20 protein-coding genes are annotated in these 21,391 nt (G+C 68.9%); 4 read left to right on the forward strand and 16 right to left on the reverse strand.

Annotated features, from left to right (window positions below; translation table 11 throughout):
- Positions 1 to 12: 12 nt before the first annotated feature.
- On the reverse strand, positions 13 to 747 hold the full coding sequence (locus YWM_RS25900; RefSeq protein WP_084612502.1) for a hypothetical protein: 735 nt from the start codon (positions 745 to 747) through the stop codon (positions 13 to 15).
- Positions 734 to 1,258 (reverse strand): SigE family RNA polymerase sigma factor, encoded by a 525-nt coding sequence (locus YWM_RS0117775; RefSeq protein WP_028851813.1) that lies wholly within the window; start codon positions 1,256 to 1,258, stop codon positions 734 to 736. The genes YWM_RS25900 and YWM_RS0117775 overlap by 14 nt, the downstream gene beginning before the upstream one ends.
- Positions 1,259 to 1,394: 136 nt before the next feature.
- On the opposite strand from YWM_RS0117775, the gene YWM_RS24420 reads away from it, so the two are divergent.
- Entirely contained in the window at positions 1,395 to 2,468 is a 1,074-nt protein-coding gene (locus YWM_RS24420; RefSeq protein ID WP_052345092.1) for a threonine aldolase family protein, read from the forward strand.
- 162 nt (positions 2,469 to 2,630) lie between these two features.
- Here YWM_RS24420 and YWM_RS26290 read toward each other — a convergent pair whose 3' ends face one another.
- The 9 genes from YWM_RS26290 to purD all read right to left on the reverse strand — a co-directional run bounded on the left by YWM_RS26290 (position 2,631) and on the right by purD (position 10,663).
- Positions 2,631 to 2,822 carry a hypothetical protein gene (locus tag YWM_RS26290; protein WP_156914827.1) on the reverse strand — a complete coding sequence of 64 codons (192 nt, stop codon included), beginning with the start codon at positions 2,820 to 2,822 and terminating at the stop codon, positions 2,631 to 2,633.
- A gap of 94 nt (positions 2,823 to 2,916) precedes the next feature.
- Complete coding sequence (locus YWM_RS0117790; RefSeq protein WP_084612503.1) at positions 2,917 to 4,047, reverse strand: pyridoxal phosphate-dependent aminotransferase; 1,131 nt, start codon at positions 4,045 to 4,047, stop codon at positions 2,917 to 2,919.
- 70 nt (positions 4,048 to 4,117) lie between these two features.
- Entirely contained in the window at positions 4,118 to 5,266 is a 1,149-nt protein-coding gene (locus YWM_RS0117795; RefSeq protein ID WP_028851816.1) for a transglycosylase SLT domain-containing protein, read from the reverse strand.
- Between the two features lie 19 nt (positions 5,267 to 5,285).
- Positions 5,286 to 5,594, reverse strand: coding sequence for a hypothetical protein (locus YWM_RS0117800; protein WP_028851817.1), 309 nt, complete (start codon positions 5,592 to 5,594; stop codon positions 5,286 to 5,288).
- Between the two features lie 124 nt (positions 5,595 to 5,718).
- The gene (locus YWM_RS0117805; RefSeq protein WP_043661492.1) at positions 5,719 to 6,492 is read right to left on the reverse strand and encodes an ESX secretion-associated protein EspG; all 774 of its coding nucleotides are present in this window, start codon (positions 6,490 to 6,492) and stop codon (positions 5,719 to 5,721) included.
- The gene (locus tag YWM_RS0117810) at positions 6,489 to 8,249 is read right to left on the reverse strand and encodes a PPE domain-containing protein (RefSeq protein ID WP_028851819.1); all 1,761 of its coding nucleotides are present in this window, start codon (positions 8,247 to 8,249) and stop codon (positions 6,489 to 6,491) included. Before YWM_RS0117810 ends, YWM_RS0117805 begins: the two co-directional genes overlap by 4 nt.
- Positions 8,250 to 8,255: 6 nt before the next feature.
- A complete protein-coding gene (locus YWM_RS0117815) occupies positions 8,256 to 8,864 on the reverse strand; it encodes a DUF3558 domain-containing protein (RefSeq protein WP_156914828.1) in 609 nt (202 codons plus the stop codon).
- Entirely contained in the window at positions 8,845 to 9,270 is a 426-nt protein-coding gene (locus tag YWM_RS24425) for a hypothetical protein (RefSeq protein ID WP_043661495.1), read from the reverse strand. Before YWM_RS24425 ends, YWM_RS0117815 begins: the two co-directional genes overlap by 20 nt.
- 103 nt (positions 9,271 to 9,373) lie before the next feature.
- Entirely contained in the window at positions 9,374 to 10,663 is a 1,290-nt protein-coding gene (gene purD / locus YWM_RS0117825) for a phosphoribosylamine--glycine ligase (RefSeq protein WP_028851821.1), read from the reverse strand.
- A 165-nt stretch (positions 10,664 to 10,828) separates the two neighbouring features.
- Between purD and YWM_RS0117830 the strand changes: the two genes are divergently transcribed.
- A complete protein-coding gene (locus YWM_RS0117830) occupies positions 10,829 to 11,314 on the forward strand; it encodes a hypothetical protein (protein ID WP_028851822.1) in 486 nt (161 codons plus the stop codon).
- Between the two features lie 61 nt (positions 11,315 to 11,375).
- Here YWM_RS0117830 and YWM_RS0117835 read toward each other — a convergent pair whose 3' ends face one another.
- From YWM_RS0117835 to YWM_RS0117855, 5 genes are all read right to left on the reverse strand, one after another.
- Complete coding sequence (locus YWM_RS0117835; protein WP_028851823.1) at positions 11,376 to 13,472, reverse strand: PhoX family protein; 2,097 nt, start codon at positions 13,470 to 13,472, stop codon at positions 11,376 to 11,378.
- A 372-nt stretch (positions 13,473 to 13,844) separates the two neighbouring features.
- Positions 13,845 to 14,345, reverse strand: a complete 501-nt coding sequence (locus YWM_RS0117840; RefSeq protein WP_028851824.1) for a hypothetical protein — start codon at positions 14,343 to 14,345, stop codon at positions 13,845 to 13,847.
- Positions 14,346 to 14,353: 8 nt separating this feature from the next.
- Positions 14,354 to 15,622, reverse strand: coding sequence for a hypothetical protein (locus YWM_RS0117845; protein WP_028851825.1), 1,269 nt, complete (start codon positions 15,620 to 15,622; stop codon positions 14,354 to 14,356).
- A 183-nt stretch (positions 15,623 to 15,805) separates the two neighbouring features.
- Positions 15,806 to 16,894, reverse strand: a complete 1,089-nt coding sequence (locus tag YWM_RS0117850; protein ID WP_028851826.1) for an inositol-3-phosphate synthase — start codon at positions 16,892 to 16,894, stop codon at positions 15,806 to 15,808.
- Between the two features lie 52 nt (positions 16,895 to 16,946).
- Positions 16,947 to 17,498: a PadR family transcriptional regulator gene (locus tag YWM_RS0117855; RefSeq protein WP_028851827.1), complete on the reverse strand. Its 552-nt coding sequence runs from the start codon at positions 17,496 to 17,498 to the stop codon at positions 16,947 to 16,949.
- A gap of 221 nt (positions 17,499 to 17,719) precedes the next feature.
- Between YWM_RS0117855 and YWM_RS0117860 the strand changes: the two genes are divergently transcribed.
- Both YWM_RS0117860 and YWM_RS24430 read left to right on the forward strand, forming a co-directional pair.
- On the forward strand, positions 17,720 to 18,139 hold the full coding sequence (locus YWM_RS0117860) for a DUF5318 family protein (RefSeq protein WP_028851828.1): 420 nt from the start codon (positions 17,720 to 17,722) through the stop codon (positions 18,137 to 18,139).
- Between the two features lie 67 nt (positions 18,140 to 18,206).
- Entirely contained in the window at positions 18,207 to 21,185 is a 2,979-nt protein-coding gene (locus YWM_RS24430) for a transglycosylase domain-containing protein (protein WP_052345095.1), read from the forward strand.
- The last annotated feature ends 206 nt before the right edge of the window (positions 21,186 to 21,391 follow it).

Below are 21,391 nucleotides of genomic sequence, written 5' to 3' on the forward strand. Positions count from 1 at the left end.
CGTTCGCCCGCTTCACCACGCGGCTGCCACGCCCTCGGCGATCCGGAGCAAATCGGACGCATACGGCGCTGCGCCGCCGTCAGCGCGAGACGCTACCACGAAGACCGAACCGTCGCTGGCCGTCGCGCTGGCATCCGGCAGATCGTCCGGGTTGAGCGAGTCGGCCGTCCGGGCCATCCGGGCGGGCACCCGCGCTATCGAGATCACACCTCGGTTCGCGCCGTCCTGCACCTGGTAGGCCGCGGCCGTCACCCCGGAAGGGCAGGCCAGATCGGCGCCGACCGGCTCGGAGGACGGATCAACCGGAAGCTCGCCAGCGAGGGCAGTGGCGAGCTTCCGGTCGACCACGGTGCACCTTGCGGTGCGAGTGGCGCTCCGTTCGGGCACTGCTTGGGCATCGCCCCCCTGCTTGGACGATTCCCGGCCCGGTGGAGGGCCACCGTCTGATGGACGCTCGTCCCTGGCGGAAGGTTGCTTGTCGCCTTGCGAGCGCATGTGCGGTGCCTCGGCAGCTATGTCGCTGTCCGAGTTGCCGGAGTTACCTCCGCTGAAGTTTGTCCCAATTGTCGCAAAAATGCCACCCCCGGCGAGCACCAGGACAGCGGCCGCGGAGGCCATCGCGATCTGCACTCGCCGCCGAGCCGTGGCGCGGCGGGAAGCGGCCTGCACGTCCTCGAGCCCGAAGCTCGGCGGGGGCGCGTCACCGGGCGCCTGCTGGAACAGTTGCCGCAGGTCACGATCGTCCATGCGTGCTCACCTCCGCCCCCAACGCTGCACGCAGCGCGGCCAGGCCGCGGGCCGTCTGGCTCTTCACGTTGCCCTCGGAGCACTTGAGTGCTTCCGCCGTCGCGGCCACGTCCAACCCCTCGAAATAGCGCAGCACCAGCACCGCCCGCTGGCGCGGTGGCACCTGGCGTAGGCCTTCCAACAGGGTCTCGCGGGTCACGACGAGGTCATCGAGTCCTTTCTGCGGCTGCGCGGCCGCCGGCGGTTCCGGTATGTCGTCCACGGAGCGCTCGCGCCGCCACGGCCGACGCGACTCGTCGATCACCGCCCGCACCAACGTCCGGCGGACGTAGGCGTCGAGCGCCGCCCGGTCGCGAATCTTGCGCCACCGCCGATGCAGCGCGACGAACGCGATCTGGGCGAGATCGTCGGCCCGGTGCCAGTCGCCACACAGCAAGTACGCGGTACTTCGCACGGCATCCAGTCGCCGTGCGAAGTACTCCGCGAACTCCTGCTCATCGCGCTGATCCACGCGCCAGACACTCCGCTTCTGTCCAAGGACGGAACCAATGACGCACAGGGTTGCACGCCGGGTGTGCGGTCGGTGCGAAAAAGCGGTTCACCCACCCCGGTTTCCGCAGCCGGCGCGCGTGTGATGTGATCGAACCGTGACCTTCACGGCAGCTGATCCCGTCGACCTGCGGTCGGACACGGTGACCCGGCCGGACGACAGAATGCGCGCGGCGATGGCCTCGGCGAAGGTCGGCGACAACGTGCTCGAGCATGACCCGACCATGCGTGAGCTGGAGGAACGGGTAGCCGAGCTGTTGGGCAAGCCGGCCGCGTTGTGGACCCCGTCGGGGACCATGGCCAACGTCATCGCGCTGTCGCTGCATCTGCAACGCGGCGATCGCTACCTGGCCACGGACGGCGCGCACGTGCTGACCGACGAACAGGGCTCCGGGGCGTGGCTGGCAGGGGGCATGCCGCACGCGCTGCCGTGGGACGCCGGGCCGGGCAGGCCGTCGGTGGCGACGTTGACCCGTGCCGTCGAGGGCGCGGGGGACGTGCCGTACTACGGATTACGCACCCGCTTGCTGTGCCTGGAGAACACGCACACCAACGCGGGCGGCGCGGTCGTGCCCCCGCACGAACATGCTCAGTTGGTCGCGGTGGCGCAGGAAGCCGGGCTTGCCGTGCATCTCGACGGAGCCCGCGTGTGGAACGCCTCCGTGGCGCTCGGGGTTCCGCCCGCCGCGTTGACCGTGGGCACGGACACCGTGACGGCGTGCTTGTCGAAGGGGCTCGGCGCCCCGGTCGGTTCGGTCGTCGCCGGGTCCGAGGAGTTCGTCAAGCGAGCCCGCCGCATGCGGCAGATGCTCGGCGGTGGCGTGCGCCAAGGCGGGGTGCTGGCCGCGGCCGCACTGTGCGCGCTGGACAACATCGACGCGCTGGCGATGGATCACGCCAACGCCCGGCGGCTCGCCACCGGCCTGGCCGAACTGGGCTGGGAGGTCGACGAGCCGCAGACCAACATCGTGCTCGCCCGGGTGTCGGACGTGCCGAACACCATGAAGGTGCTCACCGAGCTGGGCATCCTGGCGCTCAGCGGTGGCGGCCGGATCCGCTTCGTGACCCACCGGGACGTGTCGGAGTCCGACATCGACACGGTGCTGGAGCGGCTGGCGGATGCCTCACACCGGCGAGTGCTTCACCCGCCGCACACCGCGCAAGCGGGCTGACGAGCGGGTAGGCGGCCCGGTCGCGCCGGTCGGCCCGGTCTGGTCGACCACCGTGACCGGCCGAGCGGTGCACCCTGCCCGAGTCACTCACACGCCCTCGAGGGGTCGAGGTGATCGGAAATTCCCAGTCTGACGCCCACGTGTGCCCGCGCCCGTCCCGCGTCAGGAACGAATGTGCCGGTTGGCCCCGCCCTTGATGGCGGCGTAAGCGGCGGTGCCCAGGAACAACACGACGCCGATCACAGCCAGCCAGAGCAGGCCCTTGACCAGGAACCCGATCACGCTGAACGCCAGCCAGATGATGAGCAACGCGCCGGCGACCTTGAGGATCATGTCCATATCTCCGTCCTTCACCAGTTCACCGAGGCCGCACCGGTGGTGCCGCAGCACCTCGATGACTCCAGCGTGCCAGCGCTCGGCTCGGCGTGCGACGTTGTGCGGCCGGAGATCAGGGAGTTCTCGGGGTTTCCCTGAGCCACCGTCCCATCCGGTCCAGGCACGCGTCGATGTCCGAGGCCGGACCCGCGAAGCTGAACCGCACGAAGCGGCCACCGTCCACCGGGTCGAAGTCGATCCCCGGCGTGATCGCCACCCCGGTGTCCGACAACAACCGCTGACACCAGCTCAAACTGTCGTCGGTGTACTCCGAGACGTCCGCGTAGACGTAGAACGCGCCGTCGATCGGAGCGATCTTGTCGATGCCGATGCTGGGCAGGCCCGCCAGTAGGGTGTCCCGGTTCTTCCGGTAGTGCCGGACGTGCCCGTCGAGCTCGGCGTAGGACTCCTCGGTGAATGCCGCGACCGCGGCGCGCTGCGACAGGGTCGGCGGGCAGATGGTGAAGTTGCCGGTGAGCACGTCGACGGCCCGGTGCAGCCGCTGCGGCACCAGCATCCAGCCCAGTCGCCACCCGGTCATCGCGAAGTACTTCGAGAACGACCCGAGCACGATCGACTCCGAGCTGGTCTGCCACGCGGTCGCGGCCTCGCCGGTGTAGCAGATGCCGTGGTAGATCTCGTCGCTGATCAGCTGGACCCCGTGCGACGAGCACCAACCCGCGATGGCCGCCAGTTCACCCGGCGGCAGCATCGTCCCGGTCGGGTTGCTCGGGCTGGCCACGATCACGCCGTCCAGGGGCTGTTCGCGGTGCAGCTCGTCCAGCATCGTCACGGTCGGCTGGAAGCGGGTGTCCGCACCGGTGGTGAACTCCACCACCTGGCAGCCCAGCGCGGACAACAGGTTCCGGTACGCCGGGTAGCCGGGACGGGCCATGGCCACCCGCGCGCCCGCCTCGAACGCGGACAGGAACGCCAGCAGGAAGCCGCCCGACGAGCCGGTGGTGACGATGACGTCGTCCGGACTGACCTGGACGCCGTAGCTGCGGTCGTAGTGGCCGGCGATCGCCTCCCGCAGCTCGGGTATCCCCAACTGCACGGTGTAGCCGATGTCGCCGGAGGCCAGCACCTCGGACGCTGCGGCAAGCACGGGTTTCGGTGCGCCCGCCGTCGGCTGGCCTGCGCACATCGAGACGACGTCGCCATGGGTTCGCTGCCGGGCGGCCGCGGCCGACAGCACTTCCATCACATGGAAGGGTGCGACGTCGGCGCGGGACGCCGGGCCGGGAAATGCTCCAGACACGCCGCCAGGCTAATCAGTAGCCCTGGTACGCCCCGCCACTGGCCATCGACTTCAAGCCCGGGTGCCCCTCGAAGCCGCCGTAGCGGTCGAAGATGTAGCGCACGCCCGCGATGATGTTGTCCACCGGGTTGTAGATGTCGTCGTGGCCCGGCAGTTTGTAGGCGTTGAACGTCGGGTCGATGCACTGCATCAACCCCTTCGACGGGGTGCCGCGCTCCCAGTTGGAGTCCCACTTGTTGATCGCGTGCGGATTCCCGCCGGACTCCTTCTCGATGATCGTCCAGATCTCGTCGATGTTGTCCTCGGTGACCGGGACGCCGTGCTCCCGGAGGATCTTGATCGCCTCCCGGATCCACTGCTCGACGTTGCCCGGTGGCGGACCGCTGCTCGGCGGAGGGCCGGAAGGCCCGAAGCCGCCGCCACCGCCGCCACCACCACCTCCGCCGTCACCGGTGGAAGTGCCGCTGTAGCCGCCGTAGCCGTTGCTGCCCACGTCCGGCCCGCTCTTCGACGGCTGCTTGACCGGGTCGTGCGAGCCGCTCGGGCCGGTGCCCGACTCGCCCGGCTTGCCGACGCTGCTGTACCCGCCGTCGACTTCGTCAAGCGCCTTCATCGCGTCGGAGATCGCCGAATCGGCCTCGTTGAGCTTGCGCTGGATGTCCTCGGCGGCATCCTTGGCCGTCTTCTCGTTCTCCTTGATCGCGTTGGCCTTGATCATCTCGTCGGTCTGGTACGGGCCCGCGACCTCGCCGCGTTCGAAGCGGTCGTTGGCCTGCATGGCCTTCTCCGCCTCGGCGTTGGTCTGCGCGATCTTCTTCTCCGCCGCCTTGCGGATCTCGGCGACGTCCTTCTTGGTGGTCTCCAGCACGTCGGCCAGCGAGCTGAGCGCCTTGGCCGCCTTCTCCAGCTGCCCGTTGACCTTGGCGCCCGCCGAGCTGAGCTTGTTCAGATGGCCGGTCAACGCGTCGGCGTCCGAACCCTTCGGCCACGCCTCGCGCAGCTCGCCGGCCAGCCGCTTGAAGTCGCTGCTCTGGTCGTCGGCGCTCTTCGCCGCCTTCGTCAACTGGGACTCGACCGCGCGCACCGCGCCCGGGTCCGCGTCGGCGATCTTGGCTTCCCGCTCGGTCACCTCGCCCCAGTTGGGCGGCATTCCGATGCCCATGTCCTGCTCGTCCCCCGCGTCAGTCCACCCGTTGTCCCGAGAAGGTGCGCACGCCCTCCTCCTCGTCGGCATCCATCTGTCCGGCGATCTTCCGCAACGACGAGCCGGTGCTGCTCGCCTGCTCGGCCCCCTTGGCGAACTCCGTGCGCATGCCGGAGGTGAACTTGGTCAGCGCCGCGGCCATCGAGCCGGAACTGGGCAGCTTGCCGAACACACCCTCGCCCTTCGCATCGGTCAGGCCGTCGCCCGCCTCGCTGATCTTCTTGCTCAGCTGGCTGACCTTGCTCGCGACGGTGCGAATCTCGTCCGGGTTGTATTCGCGACCCACGGATCGACCCCTCTCGTACCTGCCCCGTGCAGCGTTGAGACGCGCCCGCTGCGGCGGCGGTTCCGGGACAACTGTAGGAGGTGGATGCGGCGCGCGGCCGCGCTTCGGTGGATTTCACCCGGGCTTACACGCGCTCGAGTTGCTCCCACACGCGTTGGGCGAGCAGCGAGTTGTCCGCCGGCGTGACTGTGCACCACTCCTCGCCGTCCGGGTTGCGCTCCACCTGCATCAAGTAGCGGCCCGCGTCGGTGTCGTGGAAGGCCACGACGTGCTCGGCTCGCCTGGTCACGCCGTCCCGGCCGCGGCGTTGCACACCGAACTGGCCGCGCGCCATCTGCCCGAGCAGCATGCCGGCCAGCTCCTGCGCGGTGTACAGCGGGACGCCGCGGTCCTGCAGCGCGGTGACCAGGGCGTGCGCGTCACCGCGGGCGTGGGCGGCGGCGTCGATCAGCACGGGGTGTGGGATCGACACCGTTTGGCCGACGCCGGGCCCGAGTTCGCCGATGACCGACACCGCGGACTCCGCCAGCGTCGACGGCCGCGCGGGCACCAGCCACACCTCCTCGCCCTCGACCACGCCGAGCACCGCATAGTTGCCCGTGCTGACCGCCAGGCCGGAGATCTGCGGCTGTCCAGGCGCCCACACCCAGACGTCGATGCCGACTTCCGGGGAGGCGAGCATGCCCATCAGGTCCAGCAGCTCGTTGTCCGCGCGGTTGCCGCGCGCCAGCCCGCGCTCGGCCAAGGATGCCCACGCCTTGTCGACGATCTCGGCGCGTTCGGCATACGTCACACCAGGGCTGGGCGTCTCCAACGCGACGTGCCGGGTGCCGAGCCGTTCCGCCTCCCACAGCACGTCGAACTCGACGGTGGAGAGCACCACCGTCTGCTCGGTCACCGGTCTTCTCCTCGCTCCGCACGCTCGTCACCGATCACTTCGGGGGCGACCATGCGCTGGTCGGCGAACAAGTCCACGTCGTCGACGCCGTGGCTGCGCACTCGTGTCTCGTCGGTGACGCCCTCGGGCATCGCGGCCTGCTCCAGGTAGCGCGGCTGCTGCCCCGCCTGCTCCGGCTCCACCTTCTCCGCGGCCACGGCCTCCTGCTCGTTCGGCAGCTCGCCTGCGTCGAAGTCGTACAGCTGCTTGCCGTCGACCACGGTGTCCTTGCCGAGCTGCTGGGCCCGACGCTGCTTGTCCTCCTCCGCGCCCGCCGCGCCGACCGCACCACTGGCCGCCAGCGCTGCGGCACCTCCGGCCGCGTTGGCCGCTGCGGTGGGCGAAACCCCGGACGGAGTCCCACCGACGACCGAAGCCGACCCCGGAGCGCCCGGCGCTCCGGGCGGCGTCACACCGCTGATCCGGCCGTTGGCCAGTTTCTCCGGGGGGAGGTTGGAGCCGAAGCCGCGGCCGAGCGAGCCTTCGCCGAAGAACCCGCGCCCACCGGGAGCACCCGCGGACGCCTTGCCGCCCGGTCCGCCGGTGGCCGCGGCGAACCCGCCGCCGCCGCTCTGCTGGGCGCCGCCGCGCGGCTGCGGGCTCTGCGTGCCGGACGACTCGCCCTTGCTGGCGCCCGGACCGGTGTTGGGCGTGCCGGTGCTGGTCGAACTGCTCGACCCCGAACCGCCGGAGTCACCCGAGCCACCAGGGGCGGCCTGGCCGACCGGCGCGGCGGGCCGCCTGCCGTCGGACTGCCAGCCGACCGGCGGAACCATGCCCACGGCCCCGACCACGTTGGGCCCCGCGGGCGCGCTGCTCGCCGTCGTCGACGAACCCGGATGCGAGGCAGGCGCGTTCGACGACGGATTGGTCGTCGGCGGTGGCGCGCTGGGGCGCGGGCTCGGGCTGTCGTGGTAGGAAGCCTGGCTGTCCCGCGGCGGCCGGGGAGCGTTGTCCGGAACCGAGCCGGGCCCGACCGTTCCGCGGCCCTGGTTCGGGTATTCGCTCGGGTCCTTCGGCGGTGCGCCCGCCGCCGCGGTGCTGGCCGTGCCCGGGTCCTGCACGACCGGCGGCGTTCCCACGTTCCCCATGGCCACCGTCGCCGTCGTACCCACGTCGCCGACCAGCAGATCCTGACCGCTGCCGTCGTCCAGGTAGAGGTGCTGCGGCGAGTCGAGCGGCTTGATGCCCTTCAACTCGTTTGCCGCGGTGGTCTGGAACTCCTTGATCGCGTCGACCGCCTGATCCCTGGCCGCGCGGGCGGCGCGCACCTGCTCGGCGTGGTCGGTCTCGTGCCCGATCAGGCTGGCCAGCACGTCCCCGAGCTCCAGCCCGCCGTCGCCCGCGCGCAACGTCTCCGGGTTCGGCAGCTTGTTGACCATGCTGGTGAACGCCTCGCTGATGACGAAGGCGGACTGCGCGGCGTCGTCCATCTTCGTCTTCGCGTCGCCCGCGAACTCGGCGCTCCGGCTGATCAGCTCGGTGGCCCGCTCGGCCGCGGTGCTTTCCCACGAGACGCCGATCTTGCGCAGGCCGTCCCGCAGCGCGTCGTCGGCCTCGGAGAGCGCATTGCCGACCGACTTCAGCGCGTCGACCGCCTCCGCGATGGTGCCGGAGCCGGGGCCTGTGGTGAACAGCTCCACTTCGATGGCAAGCATCCCCGGGGTGTACCCCTCGAAGCGGTGGCCGGTGATCTTGGTGATCTTGTCCGCGTCCATCCCCTGTTACCCCTTTTCGCGTAGCGCAGCCAGCGCGGTGGCCGCTGCCTGCTCGGCGATCTCGCATGCTTTCGGCTGCTCGGCATCCGGCTGGAAGGCGCTGAACCGGACGTGCAGCGACTGCCCGTCCGCGACGCCGACCGCCACTTCGCACTCGCCCGCCGACCGGCCCTCGGTGGTGATCTGTACGGCGGGGAAACCCGAGATCTCGGCCGGGCGGGCCTGCGCCGCTCCTGGGCGGGCCATCCGCCCGGAGATCCAGGACTCGACCCCGGCGTCCGGGTAGGCCGTCACCAGCAGGTCGTACATCGGGTCTTTGTCCTGATGCAGCGCACAGTTGCGCAGACCGTCGGCCGTGCCGGGTTGCGGTTTGCGGGTGATCGACAGGCTGCGCAAGGCGTCCTCGGTGAACAGCAGGCACGGATCGAGCTCGTCGACCGGCAACTCGTCCGGCCGGTTCGGCAGCTGCGCGATCGCCGAGGCTTCCGCGCCGCCGCTGGGCTCCTCCGGCGGGGGCTCGGTGGCATCGGTCGACGTGCACGCCGCGGCGGCGCAGGCCAGCATGACCAGCGCGGGCACGGCGGTCGTGGTGCGCCTAGTCGGCCTGATCGGCACGTCGTTCACCAAACGTCTCGGCGATCTCGTCGTCGTCGAGCTGGTAGCGCTCGGCTGCCTGACGGAGCTGCTGCTGCAGCTGACGCAGCGTGTACAGGTACTCCTTGGCGCGGGCCAGGTGGGAATCCTCGCCGTCGACCACCGCGTCGTTCCACGCCTCGGCCACCGCTTTGCTGATGGCGTTCTGCGACGGGGCACCCACCCGCATCAACGGGCCGTGCCGCAGCAATGCCTCGCTCAACGCGTCCGCCTGCTCCACGACGACCTTCGCCGCCTGCAGGATCTGATCCGGCTCGATCCGGACGCGTACCCCGCCCGCGACGTCGACGGCGACGGAGAACGAGTCGTCACCGATGCTGGACACGCCACCCGCGGCATCGTTCTGTGAGCTCGCTGAGCTGGCCATCGCTGCTCGCACCCCCGCGCTTACGGTCCGTGTCACTGTTGCCTCAGCGCAGGCTACCAACTATCGGCAGGTCAGCGGTCCGGTTTGGCAAGGAGGACGGGAACTACCCCGATGTCATTGCCCGGGTCTGTTCGCTGCCCGGAACCGCCACCTCGCCCCTGGCCGCGGCGAGTGCGATGTCCCGCCGGTGGTGGCCGCCGGGCAGGTGCACCGAGCGAAGCACGTCGTACGCCTTGGACCGGGCGGCTTCCAGGTCGTCGCCGGTGCCGACCACCGACAACACCCGTCCACCGGAGGACCGCACGGAACCGTCCTCGGCCCGCCGGGTGCCTGCGTGCAGCACGCCTTCGCCGTCCGCTCCGGTGATCAGGTCGTCGACGCGGGGCCTGCCCGGGTAGCCCTCGGCGGCGAGCACGACGGTCACCGCGGCACCGGGCGCCCACTGCAACGGTGGGTGCTCGGCCAGCTTGCCGGTCGCGACCGCGTGCAACAGGGTCGCCAGCGGCGTCTCCAGCAGCCCGAGCACCGCCTGCGTCTCCGGGTCACCGAACCGGCAGTTGAACTCGATGACGTGCGGGCCGTCGGAGGTCAGCGCCAGGCCGGCGTACAGCAAGCCGCTGAACGAGGTGCCGCGCTCGGCCAGCTCGTCCACCGTGGGCTGCACGATCCGCGCGACGATGTCGTCGACCAGGCCTTCCGGCGCCCAGGGCAGCGGCGCGTAGGCACCCATGCCGCCGGTGTTCGGGCCGACGTCGCCGTCGCCGACCCGCTTGAAGTCCTGCGCAGGCAGCAGCGGGCGCACCGTGGTGCCGTCGACCAGGCAGAACAGTGACGCTTCCGGACCGTCCAGGTACGACTCCAGCAGCACCGGGTGGCCGCCGTCGAGCAGCGTCACCGCGTGCGCGCGGGCCTTGTCGTAGTCGTCGGTCACCACCACGCCTTTACCTGCGGCCAGACCGTCGTCCTTGACCACCCAGGTCGGGCCGAAGCGGTCCAGCGCGGCGTCCAGGCGAGCCGGGTTGTCCACCACCTCGCTGCGCGCGGTCGGCACGCCCGCGGCCTGCATGACCTCTTTGGCAAACGCCTTCGACCCCTCGATGCGGGCGGCCGCGGCGCTCGGGCCGAAACACGGGATGCCTGCCGCACGGACCGCGTCCGCGACACCGTTGACCAACGGGGCTTCCGGGCCGACCACCACGAGGTCGGCGCCCCACTCGCGCGCCAGTGCGGTGACCGCTTCCGGCTTGTTCGCCTCGACCGGGTGCTGCTCGGCGATCGATGCCGTGCCGGCATTGCCGGGGGCGCAGGCCAGCGCCGTGACGGCGGGGTCGTGCGAGGCGGCTAGCACCAACGCGTGTTCGCGGGCTCCGGAGCCGATAACCAAAACGCGCACGTCGTGCAGCGTAGCGGGACGGCACGCCGATTCCAGCGGCGGCGTCGTTACCGCCAGGTATGCCGCTCGTCACGAATCACCCCAAGTGGGACGAGGGGGCATGTTTCACTGGAGGGCGTGTCTGATTCAAGGCGAAGGACCGGACAGGCGGTAGGCCTCGCCCTCGTGGCGGGAGTCGCCGGCCTGCTCACCGCGTGCAGCGCGGCGGAGCAGCCGGAAGGTGCGCAGTCCGCGGCCGACCCAGCGGAGGCATCGGAGCCTGCCAAACCGGTCGACAAACCGGCCAAGCACACACAGCAACCCCGTGACGAGGACAAGGTCGTCACGGTCATCAACAGCTTCCACAAGGCGGTGGACCGCGGCGACGCCAAGCGTGCGTGCTCGCTGCTGACCAAGACGCTGCAAGGCGTCTACGCCATGAACCCCGGCGCCGCCAACTGCGTCGAGGGCGTCAAGTACACGCACGACCACCTGGACGGCGCCAAGATGTCGGCGCTGAAGGTGGCCCCGGAGGATGTGAAGGTGAAGGGGCGCGAGGCGATCGTCAGCCACAAACTGATCGCCAAGCGCAACGACACCAAGGCGCAAGCCACCGACTCCTACAACCTCGTCCGCAGCGGCAAGACCTGGAAGATCGACTACATCGGCTGACGCCGACCCACGACGTGACAAGGCCCCTCGGCGCTCGTGCACCGAGGGGCCTCGTCGGTGGTCAGCGGCCGCGCGGTTTGCCGATGCTGCCGTCGGGGTTGTAGACGAGCACCACGGCGGGCCGCGGCTGGGAGTCCCCGCCGTCCGGCCAGTGCGACGCGGGATTGTCCGCGCTGTGCCCGTCGACCTCGCCGGGGTGCTGCACGGAGACCAGCACGGTGTCCTTGGTGATGACCGGACCGCAGGTCTCCGCGCCCGGTGGCACGGTGAGGAACTGCTTGACGTGCCCGCGTTCGGCGCCTTCCAGCGGCACGGCGAACAGGCCGTCGTTGCTGCCCAGCGCGTTGCCGTCGGTGGTCACCCACAGGTTGCCGTAGTCGTCGAACGCCACGTTGTCCGGACACGAGATCGGGCTGACCTGCGACTTGTCGTAGCCGGCGAAGTACGTGTTCGGGTCGTTCGGGTCACCGCACACCAGCAGCAGCCGCCAGGTGAACGTCGTCGACGTGTTGTCGGAGTTGTCCTCCTCCAACTCGAGCACCTGGCCGTGCTTGTTGTTCACCCGCGGAGCGACCTCGGTGGCGCCTTCCTTGCCTTCCTCGCCGCGTTCGGTGTTGTTGGTCAGCGCGGCGTAGACACGGCCGGTCCGCAGGTTCGGTTGCACGTCTTCGGGACGGTCCATCTTGGTGGCCCCGACCGCGTCCGCGGCCATGCGGGTGAAGACGTAGACCTCTTCGGCGGTGAAGCCCGGCACGTACGACTTGTCGTTGTGGGCCAGCAGGATCCACTCGCCGGTGCCGTCGAACTCGCCGTCGGAGGGCAGCTTGCCGGAGCCGTCGATCTCCTCGGCCGGGCTGTCGCCGGTGAACTTGGCGACGTAGAGCTTGCCGGAGTTCAGCAGCTTCTTGTTGTGTTCGCGGGCCCGCTTGCTCATCCCGGGCTTCATCCGGCCGTCCGAGACGAACTTGTACATGTACTCGAACCGCTCGTCGTCGCCCATGTAGGCCACCACGCGGCCGTCCTTGGCCACGATGATGTTGGCGCCTTCGTGCTTGAACCGGCCGAGCGCGGTGTGCTTGACCGGCGTCGAATCCGGCTCGAGCGGGTCGATCTCGACGATGTAGCCGAACCGGTTGGGCTCGTTCGGCTCCTCGGTCAGGTCGAACCGCGGGTCGTAGCGCTCCCACTTGCGCTGGCTGGCGCCGCCGGTGATGCCGTAGCGGTCGTAGCGGGCCTTGGCCTCCGGGTCGGTGATCTGGTCGGCGTGCGCGAAGTACTGGTGGATGTTCTCCTCGCCGGACAGGATCGTGCCCCACGGCGTGTGGCCGCCCGAGCAGTTGTTGAGCGTGCCGAGCACCTCGAAGCCGCTCGGGTCGGCGTTGGTGCGCAGGTACTTCGACCCGCGCGCCGGACCTTGGACGGTGAACGGCGTGCGCATCGTGATGCGGCGGTTGTAGCGCTTGGCCTTGGGTGAGGAGACCGGGGCCTGCCGGAGGGTGCCCGAGCGCGTGTCGGTGTCCAGCAGCACGACGGACATGCCGTGCGCGGCCCAGCCGACCCGGACCTGCTCGAGCGTGGGGTTCTCCGGGTCGTAGCCGCGGAACATGAACTCTTCCGTCGTGTACTCGTGGTTGTTGACCATCAACCACGAGCCCTCGTCACCGGGCACCGGCACCAGCGTGCAGTAGTCGCAGTTGAAGCCGAACTGCTTGGCCTGCGCGGCGCCGGTCTGGTTGTCGAAGTCCCATTCGGGGGCGTCGGCCAGCACCGGGTCGCCCCAACGGATGATGATCTGCTGGCGGTAGCCCTTGGGCACCACGACCTCGTCGAGCGTGTTCGGCTCCACCGGCTCGAAGTCGGTGCCCGGAGCCGGCTTGTTCGGCTTGCCCGGCTTGTCCGGCCGGGCGGGGGCCGCGACGGCGGTGCCGGACAGCAGGGCCGCTCCGGTGCCCGCGGCCGCCACGACCGCTCCGGAGCGCAGCGCGCCGCGCCGGGACAGCACTTTGTTCAGCACTTCGCCGAAGTACTCGTTGTCGCTGGTGTTCGGCGCGGGGTGGGAACACTGGTCGCCGCACCGGTACTTGCAGGTCACCGCCTGCCGTCCGAGGGGGCGGGTGGTCAGCAGGGGCAGTAGGCGCCGCTGTGGTCGGGTGAACATCCGGGCCTCCTGGCTGGTCATTCGGGAACGACGTGACGCTACGCAATCGCCGTGGTCACCAGGCCACGACTGAGTGAATACCGGGCGAACAGTTAACCCTCCACCGACTGCCGCGGCAACCGGCGAACGTATGACGAAGTTCGTCCCTTTTGGTGACTGCGTCGGGAGTCCGGACACGGCCCGCTGCGTCCAACGACCTCCGCCGAAGACACCGGTGGGCGGGCCGTCACCGACCCGCCCACGGGAGTTCGTGCGCTCAGGTGCTCAGACACCGGTGGGCGGGCCGTCACCGACCCGCCCACGGGGAGTTCGTGCACTCAGGTGCTTGCCGGAGATCCGCTCGTCATACCCGACGGCGACCTTCCCACCGGCTCACCAATCGTCGTCGTCGTTGAAGAACCGGCCGCCGAATCCGCCGCCGGCGTCGGCAGGCTGCTCGGGCTCGGGCTCCGGCTCCTCCGGCTCGGCTTCCGCCTTCTCCGGTGCGAACCGGTCGAACCCGATCTCGTTGAGCTGTTCCGGGGTGGCGGGCGGCACGTCTCTCAGCGACGTCAGCGCCCGCGCGGTCTCCCGGTCCAGGTTGCCCGACGCGAAGTCCTCGACGATCTTGCGCCAGGTCAGCTCGCCGCGTTCCAGGCGCTCGAACACCGGCTGCCACGCATCGGTACGCGCGTGCCCGGTGATGTAGAGACGGAACCGCTCGACATCCTCGTCGGTGATCGGCTCGTCCTTCTCGTCCCGCTCGAGGTCCTCGAGCGCTCCACGCAGGTCGTGCGCGGACAACAGGGCATGATCGATCCGCGCTTCGAGCTCCCGCTGGGCCGCTTCCATGCCAGGGGTGAGGTCCACGTAGCTGTTGGAAAAACTGGTCATCGTCCCGCCTACCCGGTCGCTTCCTCGACCGTCTGGTCGATCTCCTCAAGGGTCTTGTCGGCCTCGGTCGCAGCTTTGTCGATCTCCTTGAGCTGCTTCTCCATCTCCGTGCCCTTGTCCTTGATCGTCTCGTAGGTGCTCACCGCGTCTTCCAGGCTGCCGATCTCCGGGATCTTCTTGACCGCGTCGGTGAGCTCCTGCGCGTTGTTGAAGTAGTCCTCCATCGTGGTGACGATCGTTTCGATGTTCTCGTACAGGTTGAACACCTTCTGGGCGAGATCGATGATCTGCATGATGTTCTCGTGCAGGGCGTCCACGTCGATGCCCAGCAACCATGCGCCGTACTCGATCGCCGTCCACGCCCAGCCGACGATCGGGATGAACTTCGACCCGATCTTGGCGGCCAGCTTGATGATCTTGTTGATGGCGTCCACGGCCAGCTGCGCCAGCTGCTTGGAGGCGTCGGCGATCTTCTCGAAGCCGAGTGCGATGAACTCGCCGACCTTCTGACCGGCCCACGCCGCCCCGCGCGTCCAGAACACGTCGATGAACTGCTTGAACGCCTCGGCCGCGTCGCCTTGCCACGAGTTGGCGGCCAGGGTGGTGGCATTGGTGCCCATGTTGCCGACCAGCTCGCCGAACTGTTCGCCGACCTTCTTCCACGCCTCACCGTTGGCGTTGATGCTGTTGTAGTTGCCCGCCAGGGGCGAGATGATCGAGTCGGTGAACCCCTTGCCGCCGTCGACGTTGAACTCCGACCAGATCCAGTCCAGCACGCTCAGCACCGGGCCGACGTCGATGTCGTCGGTGTACTTGGTGTCCGGTCGATCGATCGAGACGTCGGACAGTTCGGTGGTGCGGAACTGCGAATAGCTGCCCCGGCGCGGCTTGTCGAAGTCCTGGTCGGAGGCGTTCGGGTCGTAGCGGTATTCGTACCGGCCGAACGTGACCTCTTTGCCCGGATTGTCGTCCAGGCCGAAGCGTTCCAGCGTCGACTTGTTGGTCTCTTCGGTGTAGCCGTACGACTTGGCTGCGGCGATCACCCCGTCGGCCAGGTCGCACATCTTCGTCTGCATGAGACTGAAGCCCTCGCCGACCAGCTCCGACGCCGGCCCGTTCACCGCTTTGCCCAGCGGCTCCAGCAGGCCGAGGAAGCCGTGGTCGCTCATGCCCTCGTCGCGCGCCAGCCGCTCGATCTTCGGCAGCGTCTGGCTGGCTTCCGCCCCTAGGTATCCGCCGAAATCGGCGACTTGCTCCTCATCAACTTCGAACCCCATCGATCACTCCTGTAGAGACGTCCCCGGACATCTGTTCGGTCCCCCATTGGCCGCAAGCATGACAGCTGGGGCGGAAGCTGTGGTGCGGTTTGCTCAGATGGAGCGGAATGATCACGATCGCAAACAGCACGCCGCCCGGCGTGCGCGGCGGCACACCGGGCGGCGTCTGCGGTGTCGAGCTGCTTACCGCTCGAGCTCACCGGCGATGAACTTCTCCACGGCCGCACGGGCCTCGTCGTCGCTGTACTGGACCGGCGGCGACTTCATGAAGTAGGAGGAGGCGGACAGGATCGGGCCGCCGATACCGCGGTCCTTGGCGATCTTGGCCGACCGCACGGCGTCGATGATGATGCCCGCCGAGTTCGGCGAGTCCCACACCTCGAGCTTGTACTCCAGGTTCAACGGCACGTCACCGAACGCACGGCCCTCCAGCCGGACGTAGGCCCACTTGCGGTCGTCCAGCCACGGCACGTAGTCCGACGGGCCGATGTGCACGTCGGCCTTGGCCATCTCGTGCGGCACCTGCGAGGTGACCGACTGCGTCTTGGAGATCTTCTTCGACTGCAACCGGGACCGCTCCAGCATGTTCTGGAAGTCCATGTTGCCGCCGAAGTTCAGCTGGTAGGTGCGCTGCAGCTCGACGCCGCGGTCCTCGAACAGCTTGGCCAGCACGCGGTGCGTGATGGTCGCGCCGACCTGCGACTTGATGTCGTCGCCGACGATCGGCACCCCGGCGTCGGTGAACTTCTTGGCCCACTCCGGGTCGGAGGCGATGAACACCGGCAGCGCGTTGACGAACGCCACCCCGGCGTCGATGGCGCACTGCGCGTAGAAGCGGTCGGCGTCCTCCGAACCGACCGGCAGGTAGGAGACCAGCACGTCGGCCTCGGCCTCCTTGAGCGCCTTGACCACGTCGACCGGCCCCTCGTCGGACTCGGCGATGGTCTCCCGGTAGTACTCGCCGAGGCCGTCGAGGGTGTGACCGCGCTGCACCGAGACGCCGAGCGGCGGTACGTCGGTGATCTTGATGGTGTTGTTCTCGCTCGCGACGATCGCCTCGGACAGGTCGCGACCCACCTTCTTGGCGTCGACGTCGAACGCAGCGACGAACTCGATGTCGCCGACGTGGTAGCCACCAAAGTCCACGTGCATCAGGCCCGGGACTCGGGTCTCCGGGTCAGCATCGCGGTAGTAGTGCACGCCCTGGACCAGGGACGCAGCACAGTTGCCAACGCCCACGATCGCCACGCGCACGCTTCGGTTGTTGCCCATGCCGGTATCTCCTTATGACTTTCGGGTGAGCGATTGGGATTCGACAGTTGAGTCAGTCGCTGTCGCGCTGCTCGGCTTGTTCGTGCGCTATCAGCTCGTTCAGCCAGCGCACCTCTCGTTCACTGCTCTCCAGGCCGAGCCGGTGCAGCTCTCTGGTGTAGCGGTCTATTCGCTCCTCGGCTCGGCTGAGAGCGGCTCGCAATCCCTCACGCCGTTCCTCGACCCGGCGGCGCCGGCCTTCGAGGATCCGCATACGCACATCGGCGGGCGTACGCGAGAAGAACGCCAGGTGAACGCCGAACCCCTCGTCATCCCAGGTTTGTGGGCCGGCGTCGGCCAGCAGATCGGCGAAGCGTTCCTTGCCTTCCGCGGTGAGTTTGTACACCCGGCGTGCTCGGCGTCCCCACGTGCGGCTTTCCGTGTCCGCCGACTCCGCGTCCTCTTCGACGATCCAGCCGGCCCGTTGCAATCTGCGCAGCGTGGGGTAGAGCGAGCCATAGGAGAAGGTGCGAAACATGCCCAGGGTCTCGTGCAGGCGCTTGCGCAGCACGTACCCGTGCATCGGTGCCTCGTGCAACAGCCCGAGGATCGCGAACTCGAGCACGACGCACCTCCTCGCGGAACAAACACGACGCCGTATCAGTTCTTCGGACGTCTCGACCTTATGTACCGGCTCAGTATATCGGCGCGATACATCGTGCGCACCCATCGAAGTACGTGATCTCGGTCGGCGGGTGGGTCGGTGAACGCCGGCGAGGAGTCGGGGCTGTGACCGGAGCGAGACTTTCTTCTACGCTGGTTGCAATTGCCCGACGAAGGAGGACGGTGCTGAACCAGCGCCAGATAGTCGATTACGAGCTGCAGCGACGCTCCGTCCTGCGGCGGTACCGCGCTGGGTTCCTCTCTCGCGAGGAGGTGTGCGACGCCGGCCCGTATTTGCACCGGGCGGCTCGCTACCACGGCGAGCAGACCGAGCACATGTGTCCGGTGTGCTTCAAATCGCAGATCGTCCTGGTCGCCTGGGTGTATGGTGACGAGCTTGGAATGGCCTCTGGTTCGGCCCGAAAACCTGCCGAACTCGAGCGGATGGCCAACCTGTTCGCCGAGTTCACCGTCTACGTGGTGGAGGTGTGCCACGCGTGCGGGTGGAACCATTTGGCGATGTCCTACGTTTTGGGCACGGGCGAGCCCGGCACCCGGGCACCCCGGTCCCGTCCCCGATCACGAAAGTCCGCCACCCAGTGACACTGTCCGCCCGAATCGCGCAGGGTTGGCTCACCCGCGATGACGTCTGCGCCCGGGAGGTCGAGCTGTGAGCGACCATCGACGGCCCGAGTGGCCATCATCCGGACAACAGCCCCGATGGCCGGTCGCCGACCGCGATCCGCAGTGGCCGCAAGCCGACGAGCCGCGTCAGCGGCCGCAAGCTCGTCAGTCCGGAGCCTCCGGCGCCCGCCGGCAGCCGTCCGGTCAGCAACCGCGCACGCAGCAGCCAGGACAGCGGCGCCGTCCCGCCCAGCGGCAGGCACCGGCGGCCGGTGGTCGCGCCGGTCAGCAGGATGCTCGCCGTGCTCGTGACCCGCAGCGCGGAAGCACGCCGCGGGACCCGCAGGCAACGCGCCGGCCGGCCGCGAGCGGTGCCCCGCAGGCAACGCGCCGGTCCGCCGCGCCCGGTGATCCGAAGGCCGGGCGCGCCGCCGCCTCCCGAGACCCGCGCGCAGCGCGCCGCCGCCCCGCGGAGCCGAGCGGAGCCCGGGCGGAGCGGCCGCGTGACCCGAACGCCGCCCGGCGCCGTCCGCCGCGCCGACCGGAGGGCGCGCGTGGCCCGCAGGGTGCCAAGCCACGTCAGGCAGGTGCCGCGGCCGCCGGTGCAGGTGCGGCCGCCGCCGGTTTCGCCGCGACCGGACGGCACGCGAACCCCGCCGATCCGGACGGCCCGACCGAGACGCTGCCGCCCATCGACGCGGCGGACTACCAGATCGCGCCGCCGCGTGAGCCGGAGCTGCTCACGCACCGGTATCACGACAACGGTGGCGAAGAACACGATCCGGCCGCCGAGGATCGGATCAACGCGCTGATCGCCGAGTCGGACAGCGGTGAACCGGAGCCGGCGGGCAGGCGGAACGGCAAGCCGCCGCTGACCCGCAAGCAGCGCCGGTGGCGGCTGGTGCGCCGGTTGGCCTACGGCTTCGTCGGCGTGTTCGTCATCCTGCCGATCCTCGGGTTCACCATCGCCTACTTCCTGGTGGACTTCCCGAAGCCGGCGGAGATCGTCGCGGCGCAGTCCAAGACGGTCAACTACTACTTCTCCGACGGCTCGACCCTGCTCGGCCGCGACTCGCAGGACGGCAACCGCGTCATCCTCAAGCCGGAGCAGATCCCGGACGTGGTCAAGCACGCGGTGTACGCGGCGGAGGACGAGACGTTCGAGACCAACTCGGGCTTCGACATCATGGGCATCCTGCGCGCCGTGCGTAACCAGCTCACCGGCGGCGTCGGCGGCGGGTCGACCATCACCCAGCAGTACATCAAGCAGGCCACCGGTGACGACGAAATCTCCCTGGTGCGTAAGGGCCTGGAGATCGTCAAGGCCTTCAAGATGAGCAACGAGCTGGAGAAGTCCGAGATCATCACCGCGTACCTGAACACGATCTACTTCGGTCGGGGCGCGTACGGCATCCAGGCGGCTTCGCAGGCGTACTTCAACAAGGACGTCGACAAGCTCAACCCGTCCCAGGCGGCCTACCTGGCGGGCATCATCCAGGCGCCCAGCCGCGGCGACAACCGGGAGTACGCCGAGCGGCGGTGGAACTACGTCATCGGCCAGATGAAGGAGAACGGCTGGTTGACCCAGGAGGAAGCGGCCGAGGCCAAGTTCCCGCAGATCGAGTCCGGTGAGCGCAAGCTGCAAGGCTTCACCGGTCCGCGCTACTTCATCAAGGAGCGCATCCGGCAGGAGCTGAACTCGCTGGGCTTCACCGAGGACAAGGTGCGCCTGCAGGGTTACAAGATCTACACCACGATCAACAAGAAGGCGCAGAGCCTGGCGGAGAAGACCGTCCGCGAGGTGATGAAGGGCCAGCCGAAGAACCTGCGCGAGGCGTTGGTCGCGGTCGACCCGAACACCGGCGGCGTGAAGGCCTACTACGGCGGCGAGAACGACGAGTACGACCAGGTGGACTGGGCCAACACGCCACGGAACCCGGGTTCGTCGATCAAACCGTTCGATTTCGTCGCGCTGCTCAAGCAGGGCAAGGGGCCGTACGCCGCGTACGACGGCAGCTCGCCGCGGACGTTCCCCGGTGACGGTGTGCCCATCTCCAACTCCGAGAACGTGCAGTGCCCGATGCCGTGCACGGTCATGGAGGCGATGGAGAAGTCGATCAACACCGTCTTCTACGACATGGTCGTCAACGAGGTGAAGCCGTCCGGCGTCGTCGAGGCGCTGAAGGAAGCCGGGGTGAAGAACACCTCCCAGCTGAGCAGCGAGCTGAACAACATCGCCATCGGTGGTGGCGACAACAAGATCAGCCCGCGGGACATGGCGGCCGCGTACGCGACGTTCGCCGCGCAGGGCGTCCAGCGCGATGCACACTTCGTCTCCAAGATCACCACGCCGGACGGCGAAGTGGTCTACCAGGCGCACGACAAGACGCGTGGCAAGCCGGCGTTCGACCCGGACGAGGAGAAGAGCAAGCAGATCGCCGGCAACGTCACCAAGACGCTGGAGCCGGTGCTGCCCTACTCCGGCTTGGTGTGTGACAACGGCAGGGCGTGCGCGGGCAAGACCGGTACGCACGAGGCCAGGGAGCCGTATTCCGACCAGAACTCGCAGGCCTGGATGGTCGGCTACACCCGTCAGTTGTCCACCGCGGTCTGGGTTGGTGACTCGGCGTTGAACCCGATCAAGAACGCCGAGGGCGGCGTCGTCTACGGCAAGGGTCTGCCAGGGCAGATCTGGCTGAAGTTCATGAACGAGTACCACAAGGACATGGACAACCTGCCGTTCGACGAGGTCGAGCTGATCGGTGACGAGGCGCCGCCGCCACCTCCGCCGAAGAACACGCCGGAGAAGGAGGACGACGACGGCCGGGACGAGGACGAGGAGAAGCCGGAGAACAAGCCGGATCGGCCGTCCAAGCCGGACAACCCGCCGAAGCCTCCGGAGGATCCGACGACCGACCCGGACGACCCGAGCACGGACCCGACTCCGCCGTGCCAGCGGCCGCTGTGCCCTCCACCGAACGACGGCCAGGAGGGCCCCGGCAACACCGACCCGAGCGGAGCCTGACGCCGGCTCGGTCACGGCGCCTCCGACCGCGGCCCGGGTTCGCGGCGGTGCGGAACTGAGCGCTGATTGACCTCGACGCGCCCCACGCCGAGCGACCCCGCCCGACATGGGGTTGACGAGGGATTCATTCCGCAGGTTTTAGGGTGCGGGAGTGCACGAGGAGTCGGGGCTCGGCGATCGGTGGCGCAGGCGTGCCCGCAACAGGG

Origin of the sequence: Thermocrispum municipale DSM 44069 (assembly GCF_000427825.1) — a bacterium.
GTDB classification, from domain to species: Bacteria; Actinomycetota; Actinomycetes; order Mycobacteriales; family Pseudonocardiaceae; genus Thermocrispum; species Thermocrispum municipale.